The organism is Flavobacterium sp. P21 (genome assembly GCF_050632225.1).
Lineage (GTDB): Bacteria > Bacteroidota > Bacteroidia > Flavobacteriales > Flavobacteriaceae > Flavobacterium.
In genome coordinates this window covers 3,429,933-3,442,490 of the sequence record NZ_CP192585.1, presented here as the reverse complement: position 1 = coordinate 3,442,490, position 12,558 = coordinate 3,429,933, and the positions used below count along the sequence as shown (strand labels likewise).

At 34.7% G+C, this 12,558-nt stretch carries 15 protein-coding genes; all 15 read left to right on the top strand.

Annotated elements, in window-relative coordinates; all coding sequences use genetic code 11:
* Positions 1-744, top strand: coding sequence for an SDR family oxidoreductase (locus ACQ9BO_RS17250; protein ID WP_431241720.1), 744 nt, complete (start codon positions 1-3; stop codon positions 742-744).
* A gap of 191 nt (positions 745-935) precedes the next feature.
* A complete protein-coding gene (locus tag ACQ9BO_RS17245; RefSeq protein WP_431241719.1) occupies positions 936-1,607 on the top strand; it encodes a DUF2490 domain-containing protein in 672 nt (223 codons plus the stop codon).
* A 236-nt stretch (positions 1,608-1,843) separates the two neighbouring features.
* Entirely contained in the window at positions 1,844-2,320 is a 477-nt protein-coding gene (locus ACQ9BO_RS17240) for a peroxiredoxin (RefSeq protein ID WP_431241718.1), read from the top strand.
* Positions 2,321-2,507: 187 nt separating this feature from the next.
* Entirely contained in the window at positions 2,508-2,969 is a 462-nt protein-coding gene (locus ACQ9BO_RS17235; RefSeq protein WP_431241717.1) for a redoxin domain-containing protein, read from the top strand.
* 22 nt (positions 2,970-2,991) lie between these two features.
* Positions 2,992-3,231: a DsbA family protein gene (locus ACQ9BO_RS17230; RefSeq protein WP_431241716.1), complete on the top strand. Its 240-nt coding sequence runs from the start codon at positions 2,992-2,994 to the stop codon at positions 3,229-3,231.
* Positions 3,224-3,526 carry a DsbA family protein gene (locus tag ACQ9BO_RS17225; RefSeq protein ID WP_431241715.1) on the top strand — a complete coding sequence of 101 codons (303 nt, stop codon included), beginning with the start codon at positions 3,224-3,226 and terminating at the stop codon, positions 3,524-3,526. Before ACQ9BO_RS17230 ends, ACQ9BO_RS17225 begins: the two co-directional genes overlap by 8 nt.
* Positions 3,527-3,878: 352 nt before the next feature.
* The gene (locus ACQ9BO_RS17220; protein WP_431241714.1) at positions 3,879-4,529 is read left to right on the top strand and encodes an NAD(P)H-binding protein; all 651 of its coding nucleotides are present in this window, start codon (positions 3,879-3,881) and stop codon (positions 4,527-4,529) included.
* A gap of 206 nt (positions 4,530-4,735) precedes the next feature.
* Positions 4,736-5,503, top strand: coding sequence for a metallophosphoesterase (locus tag ACQ9BO_RS17215; protein ID WP_431241713.1), 768 nt, complete (start codon positions 4,736-4,738; stop codon positions 5,501-5,503).
* On the top strand, positions 5,478-8,426 hold the full coding sequence (locus tag ACQ9BO_RS17210; protein ID WP_431241712.1) for a hypothetical protein: 2,949 nt from the start codon (positions 5,478-5,480) through the stop codon (positions 8,424-8,426). The genes ACQ9BO_RS17215 and ACQ9BO_RS17210 overlap by 26 nt, the downstream gene beginning before the upstream one ends.
* A gap of 280 nt (positions 8,427-8,706) precedes the next feature.
* A complete protein-coding gene (locus ACQ9BO_RS17205) occupies positions 8,707-9,723 on the top strand; it encodes an aldo/keto reductase (protein WP_431241711.1) in 1,017 nt (338 codons plus the stop codon).
* Entirely contained in the window at positions 9,720-10,163 is a 444-nt protein-coding gene (locus ACQ9BO_RS17200) for an SRPBCC family protein (RefSeq protein WP_431245141.1), read from the top strand. Before ACQ9BO_RS17205 ends, ACQ9BO_RS17200 begins: the two co-directional genes overlap by 4 nt.
* Before the next feature lie 34 nt (positions 10,164-10,197).
* Positions 10,198-10,671 carry a Dps family protein gene (locus tag ACQ9BO_RS17195; RefSeq protein WP_431241710.1) on the top strand — a complete coding sequence of 158 codons (474 nt, stop codon included), beginning with the start codon at positions 10,198-10,200 and terminating at the stop codon, positions 10,669-10,671.
* A gap of 77 nt (positions 10,672-10,748) precedes the next feature.
* A complete protein-coding gene (locus tag ACQ9BO_RS17190; RefSeq protein WP_431241709.1) occupies positions 10,749-11,402 on the top strand; it encodes a glyceraldehyde 3-phosphate dehydrogenase NAD-binding domain-containing protein in 654 nt (217 codons plus the stop codon).
* Positions 11,395-11,733, top strand: coding sequence for a hypothetical protein (locus tag ACQ9BO_RS17185; protein WP_431241708.1), 339 nt, complete (start codon positions 11,395-11,397; stop codon positions 11,731-11,733). Before ACQ9BO_RS17190 ends, ACQ9BO_RS17185 begins: the two co-directional genes overlap by 8 nt.
* Before the next feature lie 193 nt (positions 11,734-11,926).
* Positions 11,927-12,463 (top strand): pyridoxamine 5'-phosphate oxidase family protein, encoded by a 537-nt coding sequence (locus ACQ9BO_RS17180; protein WP_431241707.1) that lies wholly within the window; start codon positions 11,927-11,929, stop codon positions 12,461-12,463.
* Positions 12,464-12,558: the final 95 nt, after the last annotated feature.

Here is a 12,558-nt window from a genome sequence, read left to right as displayed (position 1 = left end):
ATGGATAAAAATATTAAAAACAAAGTAGTCGTAATAACAGGAGCAAGTAGCGGTTTAGGAGAAGCTACTGCAAGGCATCTTGCAGAAAAAGGCGCTAAAGTTGTTTTAGGTGCTAGACGTACAGAACATCTGGAACGCATTGTAAGCGATATTAAGTCGGCTGGAGGCGAAGCAGTTTATTGGGCCACAGATGTCACTAAAAAAGAAGATGTTCATGCTCTCGTTCATAAAGGAATAAGCACTTACGGAAGAATAGATGTTATTATCAATAATGCAGGAATAATGCCTATTGCACCAATGTTTGATGTAAGAACAGATGAGTGGGATAATATGATTGATATCAATATTAAAGGTGTACTTTATGGTATTGCGGTAGCGTTGCCCATTTTTCAAAAACAGAAATCGGGGCATATTATTAATTTAGGATCAGTTGCGGGGATTAAAGTTTTTAGTCCTGGAGGTACAGTTTATAGCGGAACAAAATACGCAGTCAGAGCAATAAGTGAAGGTTTACGACATGAAGTCGGAAGCATTATTCGTGTGACAACTATAGAGCCTGGAGCTATCGATTCTGAATTGAAAAATAGCACAAGGCATCAGGAAAGTTCTGTTGGTGTGAATGAGTTTTACAAATTAGCGATTCCGGCGACTTCTGTTGCAAGAGCCATCACCTTTGCTATAGAACAGCCAGATGATGTGGATATAAATGAAATTGTAATTAGACCAACAATACAGGATTTTTAATTTAAGATTCCTAAGTGTTTGTCAATTATTTAAATCATTTGATTTTTAGAGGAATAAGCATATCTTTTTGAATTTCTGATAAAATAAATTATGAGAGCACAGTCATTTACTATCGTTTTGCAAACAAGAGTAAAGATTGTTTTGCTCTCTTTTTATTTGTTGTCGGGTTTACAGAAGCTCAGGAAAAGCAAGTGATTAAACAGAATCAGCAATGGCTGGAATATTCTGCCCAATTAAAAACGGGCAATAAGTCTTTGATTTTGGTAGATTCGGGTTATCGTTGGATGGATAATTACATAACAGGCAATGTATATTATATCAGAGCTGGGTACGAATATAAACTAAGTGACAATGTATCTGTGCATGCTGGATTTGCTCATTTTGGTTATTTTTATGATAATGACAGACTCAGCCGTATTGAACATCGGCCTTATCAGGAAATGTCGATACAAAATAAGTTTTGGAATATTGGAGTTTATCAGCGATTAAGGGTAGAAGAAAGATTTTTTGAACCTTTGACAGCAGATCAAACAGGTTCTTTTAATTGGTTTAACTGGCGTTTTAGATATATGATTATGTTTGATATTCCGTTATTTAAATTTTCCAAAAAGAATCCAGACTTCAAAATGTCTCTGGGTATCGGAGATGAAATTATGATTAATGCAGGAAAGAACATTATACACAATCAATTTGATCAAAATAGATTCCTTATAAGTCCCACTTTTTATTTTAGTAAAAAACTAAACGTTTCGTTTATTTGGTCCAATCAATATTCATCTACTTTCACGCCAAACCGTTTTATCCACGGACAAGTATTCTGGCTACAGATTCGTCAAAAATTTGATCTTCAGAAAGCGCCTTAATTGTTATATTTTTTTATTGAAGAGATAAAAAGGTTGCGGTAGCGACTTTTTAGTTTTATGGTTCAGAGATAGATGTTAAAGACTAAAACTACTGGAAATAGTATTGATTTAAAGCTGTTTTTTCTTTTTTATTTAAATCATTGAAAAATGAAATTTTATCTAAAAATTATCCTATGTGAATGGAATTGATATTTATTCTAAAGATTTTTACATGGTTTAAAAATAAGATAAAAGCTATGAAATTAAACCAGAAAAAATTTGAAGGTTTGAAAATTGGGGACCGAATTCCGCTGTTCACTTTAAAAGATCAGAACGGCGCACTTTGGAAAAGCAATGAAAAAACACTTGGAAAAATTAGCGTAATTTATTTTTATCCTGTCAACGGTGGAAGCACATCCAAAGCACAAGCATGTGCTTTTAGTGAAACTTTTACAACTTTTTCTCTGGTAGGCGTTCAGATAATTGGTATTAATTCAGCCAGCGTTGAGAGCAATAAAAAATTTGCCGAAAAGAATAATCTTCCATTTAAGATTTTAAGTGATACTGGCAATATAGTAAGTATGTTGTTTGGTGTTAAAAATGGAATATTTTTCAGAGGACGAGAAACTTTTATATTCAATCAATCTGGAATCCTTATTTATAAATTCAGAAAACTATTCAACGGTGAAGAGCATGTTGAGAAAACGCTAGATTTTTTGTCTGTTCAAATTTGATTTTTTTAATTATTGAAATTAATCTGAAATTCGGAAATAAAGGCTTTTTTGAAGATTTATGATATTTAATTTTTATAAGTAAATGCCGGTTTCATGTATCGATAGTTGTTTTTAAAGCAATTAAATTAGAAACATTAAATTTTTAAATAATTACGCTGAAGAAGAGCAACAAAAAAAGCTATTTATCATGTTAAGTATTGGAACATTGGCCCCTGAATTTTCATTGCCTGTCACTCCTGATCAAAATATCAGTTTAAGTGAGCTTAGAGGCAAAAAAGTGATTCTTGCATTTTATCCCGCTGACTGGAGTCCTGTATGCGGTGATCAAATGGCTTTGTATAACGAAACACTCAAATATTTTAAAGAACATAATGCCGAGCTTTTAGGCATTTCGGTTGATGGAAAATGGTGTCATTTGGCGTACAGCAAGGACAGAAATTTTCATTTTCCATTGCTATCTGATTTTGAACCAAAAGGAGCTGTTTCTAAACTTTATGATGTTTATGATAAAAATTTGGGAGAATGCCAAAGGTCGCTTTACGTATTGGATGAACAAGGAATCATCCGCTGGAACTATAAGTCTCCAATAGGAGTCAATCCTGGTGCAGACGGTATTTTGAATGCACTTGAAGAGTTGGATAAAAATTGAATGTATAATTTAAAAAAATCCTATGTCTTTAATTTCACCTATAGGCAAAAGAGATCACATTCAAGGTAATGAGAATGCTCTTATAGAGCTTGTTGAGTATGGAGACTATCAATGTCCTTATTGCCGACAAGCCTATCACATTATTAAAAAATTACAGCTTGATTATGGAGAACAACTGAAATTTATATTCAGAAATTTTCCTCTAGTCAATATTCATCGTTTTGCCAGACTCGCGACCACAGCAGGCGAAGTGCATGACTAGACAAGGCAAATATTGGCAACTACACGATTTAATGTATGAAACTGATGAAGAGCTGGAACTTGAAAATATATTAGAAATGGGCGAAAATCTAGGCTTGAATATTGAAAAATTTCTTGAAGATTTTAAAGAGATTAAAGATGATAGCACCTCTAAAGTCGAAGCGGATATGTACGGAGGTGTTCGTAGTGGCGTCGCAGGAACTCCCACTTTTTTCGTAAATGGTGAGAAATTCAATGGAAACTGGCAGAATTCGGAGTTGCGATCACTATTTGATAGAATCATCCAAAACGGATAAAAAATATAAGTACAGTAGTAACTCCAACTATCGAATTTTTTCACTGAATATTACGGCTTCTTTAAAAATTATAATTAAAAGGAATTTATTCCCATTATTTTGTCCTTATTGTTGAGCTAATTTTGGTCTAAATGAATCATCAGGAGAATAGTTATGAAACAATCCGATAAAGATATTATTCATTTGCTTTTAATACTTCTTATAATTCCTTTTATGATGATACTGTTGCACATTTTTTCTTAGAAAATCAAAATTCGAAAGAAGTTAAATAGAGGCATAATTGTTCTTGAGAAGCGGATCTAAAAATTGAGGTGTTTTGTATTGAATGTAACGCAAATAAATTCAAAAGAGAATGAAAGCAGTTGTTATAGGAGCAACGGGTTCAACAGGAGGATTTCTGGTTGATGAACTTTTAGCAGATAAAGATTATTCGAAAGTGACCATTTTTGTTCGAAGGCCAAGTGGAAAACAGCATGACAAACTCGCAGAACATATTATAGATTTCTCAAGTATTGAAAGCCGCAATAAACTAATAGTGGGAGATGTAATTTTTTCCTGTTTAGGGACAACCTTGAAAGATGCGGGTTCAAAGAAAAATCAATGGAAAATTGATTATGATATTCCTGTGACGTTTGCCAGATTAGCCAGAGAAAATGGTATTTTTTCTTTTGTATTGCTATCCTCTTTTGATGCTTCTGTTGAGAGTAGTATTTTTTACTCCGTTATGAAGGGGGAAATAGAAGAAAGCATTTCGGAAATGAATTTTGAGCAGTATATTGTTTTCAAACCTGGAATACTTCTGAGAGATGGTTCAAACCGCTTAGGCGAGAAAATTATAGTGAGCACGCTGAAGTTGTTCAATTCAATCGGTCTGTTGGAAAAATATAGCCCTATGCCGACATCGCTTCTTGCTGAAAAATTAGCAAAAGCACCAAAAGTACTGCCTACAGGTACTTCTGTTATCAAACTTGACCGCATATTTAATTTCGTCGCAAACATCTGAAATGATCGGTAATTGTTTTAAATATCACTAATTGAGGAAAACAGATTAGCGAAATATAGTAAAAAACAAAAGATTACAAATGTAAATTGTTGATTTGTATGGATTTGTATAAGTGGTATAGGCATTGCTTATTGGGTAAGCTTAAAACTGTTTTTTCAGATAAATCTGGATTAGGCAGTTTATCTTTTTCATTAAAACAGCATATCATGAAAAAAATATTTATTTTAAATCTGGTTGCAGGATTGCTTTTTGCGACTTGTGCAACATTCAAGAGCCAATCAAGAGATGTAAGTTCCCAAGAAGTCAATAAAAAACTGAGTCAATCCATTTATCTGACGGGAGGTTATGGATTGGTAGAAGACAGTATTTATCTGCGGCAGTTCAGAAATATACTCAAAGAAGCTCCTGAAAATTCAACTCTTTTATTTTTGGGAGATAATATTTCAGAACAAAAGAAAGACAGTCTTTTTGATAAAAAGACAATAGAACAGCAAATAACAACTGTCGGATCTTTTAAAGGAAAAACTTATTTCATTCCAGGGGATTTTGAATGGAAATATAATGATAGCCGAAAAGCGAACTTTACTCAAGAGATTTTAAAAAATACAGGTAATAAATCTTTTCAGCGACAACCTAAAAATGGCAGTCCGTTAAGCAGTATTTCTGTCAATAAAGATCTTGAAATTATATTTATAGACTCGCAATGGTATATTTCTGATTGGGATGATGTGAAATATATTAATGAAAATTCACCCGATATAAAAACCAGAAGACGTTTTTTGGAAGAACTGGAAAGTATGATTCGGGATCTTGCGTTTAAAAATGTGATCATCGCCATGCATCATCCTATTTTTAGTAACGGAAAACATGGAGGAAAATACAGTTTCAATGATTATTTACATCCTTTACCGATAATAGGTTTTGGCGATAAGGCTGTCAGAAAACTAGGTGGCGAGCAGTCCAAAGGATCTTAGTTATTATAGATATAGAGAGCTGGCTAGTTTTGTAACGGCCTTGGCAAAATTATCAAACAATATTACAATTGTATCAGGACACGAAGCAGGATTGCAGTATTTAGAAGGCGGAGATATTCATCAGATTATCAGTGGCTCGCTTTCTAAAAGCGAAGCATCAAAATTATCAAAGGAAATCATAACTGCTCCAGGAGGGAAATTGAGTTATGAAGGAATTTACAGTTCGAGCGAAAATGGCTATGCCAAGCTTAATTATTATGAAGACGGCTCGTCTGATGTTGAGTTCCATAGCTTCGGAAATGACAAACTACTCTATCGTCATCAGGTAAATAAAGTTTTACCGGTTATTGAGAAAAAGACGGTTACAACTAAAACTGAATTTGATTTTCCAGCTGTTACAAAAGCACAGATAGTGACAGAAGAAGAAACTTCAAAATCTGGATTTTACAGATTGCTGTGGGGAGAACATTATAGAAAATATTACTCGGCCCAGATTACAGCAAAAACAGCTTTACTGGATACTTTGTACGGAGGAGTGAATATTCTAAAAGAAGGTGGAGGTCATCAATCACAATCTTTGCGATTAGAAAACAAAGAAGGACGCCAATATGTTATGCGATCTTTACGAAAAGATGCCCTTAAATTTTTGAGATTTAAATTAAAAGGAATCGCTTTCGATCAAAATGCTTATGATAATACTTCTGCCGAAGAAATGGTATCTGATTTTTTTACTACTTCACATCCTTATGCACAGCTTGCAGTTAGTGATATTGCCGAGGTCGCTTCGATAAATCATTCGGATACCAAATTATATTATTTTCCCAAACAGTCAAAATTTGGAGATTTAAATGACCAATATGGAGACGGTTTATATTTTATTGAAGAACGACCTTCTAAAGGGCAGAAAGATTTTAAAGGATATCAGCATTCATCATTGGACACTAAAGGACCAATAACTGACTTTGCTGGTACCACCGAAGTATTGGAAAAACTCCGCACTAATGAGAAATATAGTATTGATAAACGCCAGTATATTCGTTCGCGAATTTTTGACATGCTTCTCGGGGATTGGGATCGTCATGAAGATCAATGGCGATGGGCCTTGCATGAAACCGGAAATAAGTCAGGTATTTATGTACCAATACCACGCGACCGTGATGCCGCATTTTCAAAATTTGACGGAGTGGCTCTTACTGTAATAAAACACGCAGTTCCTGAAACCCGTTTCTGGCAAACGTATGATGATGATTTGGAGAGTGTAAAATGGTTCAATTCGGAAGCCTATAATCTCGATAAAATTTTTGTTTCGCAGTACGATGCAAAAATCTGGAAAGAGGAAGCATTATCCATTCAAAAAAGCATTAGTGATGCTGTAATAGACAATGCATTTTTAAAATTACCTCCAGAAATGCAGGATCAGTCTTTGGAAAATATCAAAATTAAATTTAAAAACAGACTCAAAAATATCGATAAAATTGCTGAGACTTATGCGGAGCAAATCAATAAAAAAGTTATTATCTATGGAACAGACAATAAAGATATATTTCATATCAAAAGACAGCCACAAGGACGTACCATTGTAGAAATCTTCACTGAAGAAAAGAGTACAGTACCGTTTTATTCTGCAAGCTTTAATTCCAATCAATCCTGTGAAATCTGGATTTACGGACTAAACGGTGATGATGTTTTTATTACCGAAGGAGAAGGAGATGATGAAATATTGGTACGAATGATTGGCGGATATGGAACAGATCGATATTCGTTACATAACAACAATAAAACCCGAATTTATGATTACAATTATGAACAGAATATAATTGATGCGGAGAAGCCTTGCAAAAAGCGGTTTTCATCATTGTACGAAACTAATAATCTGCATTTCAGATATTTCCTTCCAAGCAGTAATATTTTGCTTCCTACAGTCGGTTTTGCTACAGATGATGGCGTATTTCTGGGTTTAAAAGATCGCTATACATATAATGGTTTTAATGGAAATCCACGCAAACAGTTGCATGAGTTTTTCGCTAATTATTATTTTACATATCAGTCAGCTGAAGCAGGTTATAGTGGTACTTTTATCAATATTTTTCCACATGTCAATTTGTTGGCTGAAGCTTACTTTTCGGGAGCGAGATTCTCCAATAACTTCTTTGGATTTGGTAATGAAACGGTAAATAATGATGATACGCTTGGCAAAGATTATAATCGTGCCCGAACCAGACAGACAAACTTAAATTTGGGACTTCAATATCGCAAGCTTAAAGTTAAGGCATTGTATGAGGGGTATGAAGTAGAAGAAATGGATGACCGATATTTCAATGCTTCCAATATGGATCCGGCTGTTTTTGAACATCAGAATTATCTTGGTGCAGAGGCATCATTGCTTTATAAAAATCGAGATGCGGAGGATTTTTCTACTCAAGGTTTGTATGCAGAAACTAAGGCAGGCTGGAAGTTTAATACAGACAATCAGGATAATAATTTTGGATACGCCGTGGCCAAAGTCGGCTTGGAAGATAAACTCAATAAATCCGGCAGACTAGTGTTTCAGACTCTTGTTGAAGGCCGCATGATTTTTGGCGATAATTATTATTTCTATCACGCTTCTTCTTTGGGAGGAAATCACGGACTAAGAGGATACCGAAATGAGCGTTTCAGTGGCAAGAACAGCTTATATGACAGTTCAAATCTTAAATTAAAAATTGCAAGTTTTAAAACAGGCGTATTGCCACTTGATTTTGGTATTTACGGAGGATTTGATGTTGGCCGTGTCTGGGTTAAAGATGATCCTTCACAAAAATGGCACACTTCTCAAGGAGGTGGCATTTGGATTGGAGGATTGAGTTCGTTGAGTCTTCAGGTCGCGTATTTCAACTCAGACGAAGGAAATATTGTTTTTATAGGCTTTAATTTCAAATATTAAAGAAGAAAGGTCTTTTAGATTAAAAGCAGAATTGAATTTTGTGTTTAGTGATTTCTTCTTATACATAATTGCTTAAAGTCTATTTTATTTGATTGTTTGTTGTTAAAAGGTTAAATATTAGGTAATTATAACAAAAAAGATGTTTTCTAAATAAATTGAGATTTAATTTTTGACGAACTTTACAAGTAGAACATTGGCTTTTTATTATTATGATAGAATGGCAGAGTTTGGTGTTTCTATTTACTTGACGATAAAATAGTAATAATAAAATTATATAAGTATGTCAATTAAAAATTTACTTCCAGGAAAGCTAGGCTTCGGGTCAGCTCCACTGGGCAATATGTTTCGCAATGTTCCTGATGATGAAGTATCTGCAACTGTAGAAGCGGCATGGAATGCAGGAATCCGATATTTTGATAATGCTCCGTTCTATGGCGCCGGTCTGGCAGAAATCCGTTTGGGAGAAGTACTTTCACAGTATCCTCGAGAAGAGTATGTTTTAAGTACGAAAGTAGGCCGTGTGATTCTAGACGAGCTAGAGGATGTAAGCGCCAGAGATTTAGGCGAAAAGGGCGACCTGTTTAAATATGGACGTCCTAATAAAATCGTAAATGATTATACTGAAGATGGTACGCTGCGTTCAATTGAAGGGAGTTTAAAAAGACTTAAGACTGATCATCTGGATATTGTTTGGGTTCATGATGTCGCACAGGATTTTTATGGAGACGAATGGCTGGATAAATTTGAAAGCGCCCGAAAAGGAGCCTTTAAAGTGCTGGATCGCCTACGTGATGAAGGTGTCATTAAAGGGTGGGGACTTGGCGTGAATCGCGTTGAACCTATTGAAATTATATTGAGCTTAGAAGGAGCTCGCCCTGATGGTTTTCTGCTGGCAGGTCGTTATACGCTTCTGGACCATAGTAAAGCATTGCGGCGTGTTATGCCAGAAGTTTTAAAACAAGGTTTGGGAATTGTTGTTGGTGGCCCATATAGTTCAGGTGTTTTGGTTGGAGGCTTAACTTTTGAATATGCTCCAGCTTCTCCGGAAATTCTGGATAAAGTAGCAAAAATCAAAAAAAATGCTGATGAATTTGGCGTGAGCATGAAGGTCGCTGGTTTGCAGTTTTCTCTTGCTAACCCCGCCGTGGCGACTGCTATTCCTGGTGCAAGCAGACCGGGACGTATTGCAGAAGACAATGAGGCATTAAATGAAGTAGTTCCTGATGATTTTTGGAAAAAATTGAGAAGTCAGGGTTTAGTCGATCCGACAGCTCCGCTACCTATAGATAATAAATAATTAATTTTTTAAATAATAATTATTATGGCAAAAGCACTGCATATATTGAAATTCCAGTTGAGGCAGACAAAGTTTGGCAATTAATAGGAGGTTTTAACGCTCTTCCTAAATGGGCGCCCTACATTCCTCAATCTGAACTACAGGAAGAAGGAAGAGTTCGTCATTTGGCTAATCCAGATGGGAGTGTTATTATTGAACGTCTAATGGCTTTTGATGAAAAAGAACGCAGTTATAGTTATCATATTTTGCAAGCGCCATTTCCGGTAAAAGATTACTATTCAACTTTAAGAGTTAAAAAAAGTGATGACGGTAATGGTTCCCTAGTAGAATGGTTTGGTGAGTTTACTCCAGTCAATGTTTCAGATCAGGAAGTGTCTTCTCTTTTTCAGGGGATTTACGAAGATGGTTTGAAAGCGTTAAGAGAGCACTACAACGGCTAGATTATTTTGACTATATCTAATTAAAAAAATAATTATGGAGCCAAAAATTGGAATTAAGGAAGAAAACCTTGCGGGAGTTGCCAACGCTATGTGCAAAATTCTTGCAGATGAGTTTGTACTTTATACTAAAACAAAAAAAGCACATTGGAATGTTGAAGGAAAAGATTTTCACAACATGCATCTGTTTTTTGAACATCAGTATAAAGAGCTAGATGAAATTATTGATAGTGTTGCAGAAAGAATAAGAACTTTAGGGCATTATGCTCCAGCTTCTTTGAGAGAATATCTAGCACTTACACAGTTATCAGAGCAGTCCAGAGAGAAAAATGATAGTTTGGGATATATAAGTGAATTGCTATCTGATCATGAAAGTATTCTTATTCTGCTTCGTGAGAATATTAAAAATTTTGCCTCTGTTTGGAGCGATTTAGGAACAAGTGATTATATCACCGGGCTTTTGGAAACACATGAGAAGATGGCTTGGATGCTTCGTTCACACCTCAAGTAAAACAAAGAACTTCGGTTATAGTTAAAGAGATAATTACGCTTTATTTTTTAGTTAAATAATTAAAACAGTAGAAAAAAATGAAAAAAATTGCAATTAATGGTTTTGGCAGAATTGGTAGATCTTCTTTAAAAGTAATATTAGATACACCTGATTTGGAATTGGTTGGGATAAATGATTTAATGAGTATAGAAAATGCGGTTTATCTTTTAAAGTACGATAGTATCTACGGCAAGTATGATAAAAAAGTGACTTTTGAAGGAGATTATATCTTAATCGATAATCACAGAATAAAATATACCAGTAAAAAGGATCCTTCAGAATTACCATGGAAAGAATTATGGGTAGATGTAGCGATAGAAAGTACAGGTTTATTTACCAATAAAGCAGATGCAGAAAAGCATCTTATTGCCGGAGCTAAATTTGTTGTGATATCTGGACCAACTAAAGATACGCCTACAATAGTACACGGTGTAAATACTAAGGAAGGAAAAGTTTCAATATTCTCCTGCGCAAGTTGTACAACAAATAATATCAGTCCGCTTATAGAGATTTTAGGACGTAGAATTGGTATTAAAAAAGCTATTTTAAATACTACTCATGCCTATACTGCTTCACAGACTTTAATGGATGCTCCTTCAAAAAGAGAACCGAGAATGGGACGCACCGCAGGCATAAATCTTGCTCCTGCGGCTACTGGAGGCGGCTATTGCAACGACCAAAGCATTGCCTGAGTATGCTGGGAAATTTGATGGAGTAGCTGTGAGAGTTCCTGTTCCCGTTGGATCTATATCTGATATTACTTTTGTAACAAGTAGAAATACATCAGTAGAAGAAATTAATGCAATTTTGACAGAAGAAGCTTTGACTCCGCGTTATGAAAAAGTAGTTGCCGTGACGGACGAACCCCTAGTATCAACAGATATAATAAAAAGCCCTTTTGCGGCAACAGTAGATTTGGAAATGACCAGGGTCGTTGAGGGTGATTTGGTAAAAGTTATGGCTTGGTATGATAATGAATGGGGATTTACCAATCAAATGATTAGACAGATCTTGGAGCTATAAAAAAGAAGTGATACTAAATGCGTTTTGTAAAATTTACTTTTCTAATATTGTATTGTATAATTCGCTGTAATTGTGGAGTTTTATCCTTAAATTTAAACAATTAAATAGTCGATATGAATTATGCAGAATTAGCTTTTACCGATGCTATTAAAGCCCTTCAAGAAAAAAAGGCAGTAGAAATGGTTATGATCGGATGGAAAAAACATCGGTTGTTGATGGACTTACTGATAATGAAATTTATTTTATTGAAGATAGGGATAGCTTTTATATGGCGAGTTTTGGGGAGAATTTATATCCTTATATTCAGCATCGTGGCGGCCCTAAAGGTTTTGTAAAAGTCATCGATAATAAAACCATTGGAATTGTCGATTTTGTAGGTAATAAACAGTACATATCTACCGGGAATATCGCAACAAATAATAATGTTGCGATTATAATGATTTCCTATCCGCATAGGGCTAGATTAAAACTCTATGCTAAAGCAAAAATTGTAGAATTAGAAGAGAATCAAAAATTGTACGATTTATTAAAACCTGCAGATTATAAATTTCGTCCTGAGCGAATGATGATTTTTGAAATTCAGGCATATGACTGGAATTGCCCTCAGCACATCACACCTCGATACACTACAGAAGAAATTGATGAAGCATTATTACCTCAAAAAGAGTATATAGTCAATTTAGAAAATAAAATAAAAATATTGGAAGAAAAGCTTTCAGGCATTAAATAGCATTTATTTGCTATTAAACAATGAACAGGATAGTTTTTATTGGGAATTTCGTGTTAAGTTTTAGTTTTGAATTCAACACAAACAAGCACAAAAGC

What these genes read in the sequence shown, in the direction of transcription:
- ACQ9BO_RS17195 (WP_431241710.1), top strand. Translation starts at nt 10,198, where the DNA reads ATGGAGCCAAAAATTGGAATTAAGGAAGAAAACCTTGCGGGAGTTGCC.
- ACQ9BO_RS17230 (WP_431241716.1), top strand. Translation starts at nt 2,992, where the DNA reads ATGTCTTTAATTTCACCTATAGGCAAAAGAGATCACATTCAAGGTAAT.
- ACQ9BO_RS17205 (WP_431241711.1), top strand. Translation starts at nt 8,707, where the DNA reads ATGTCAATTAAAAATTTACTTCCAGGAAAGCTAGGCTTCGGGTCAGCT.
- ACQ9BO_RS17235 (WP_431241717.1), top strand. Translation starts at nt 2,508, where the DNA reads ATGTTAAGTATTGGAACATTGGCCCCTGAATTTTCATTGCCTGTCACT.
- ACQ9BO_RS17190 (WP_431241709.1), top strand. Translation starts at nt 10,749, where the DNA reads ATGAAAAAAATTGCAATTAATGGTTTTGGCAGAATTGGTAGATCTTCT.
- ACQ9BO_RS17180 (WP_431241707.1), top strand. Translation starts at nt 11,927, where the DNA reads ATGGAAAAAACATCGGTTGTTGATGGACTTACTGATAATGAAATTTAT.
- ACQ9BO_RS17250 (WP_431241720.1), top strand. Translation starts at nt 1, where the DNA reads ATGGATAAAAATATTAAAAACAAAGTAGTCGTAATAACAGGAGCAAGT.
- ACQ9BO_RS17240 (WP_431241718.1), top strand. Translation starts at nt 1,844, where the DNA reads ATGAAATTAAACCAGAAAAAATTTGAAGGTTTGAAAATTGGGGACCGA.
- ACQ9BO_RS17215 (WP_431241713.1), top strand. Translation starts at nt 4,736, where the DNA reads ATGAAAAAAATATTTATTTTAAATCTGGTTGCAGGATTGCTTTTTGCG.
- ACQ9BO_RS17220 (WP_431241714.1), top strand. Translation starts at nt 3,879, where the DNA reads ATGAAAGCAGTTGTTATAGGAGCAACGGGTTCAACAGGAGGATTTCTG.
- ACQ9BO_RS17225 (WP_431241715.1), top strand. Translation starts at nt 3,224, where the DNA reads ATGACTAGACAAGGCAAATATTGGCAACTACACGATTTAATGTATGAA.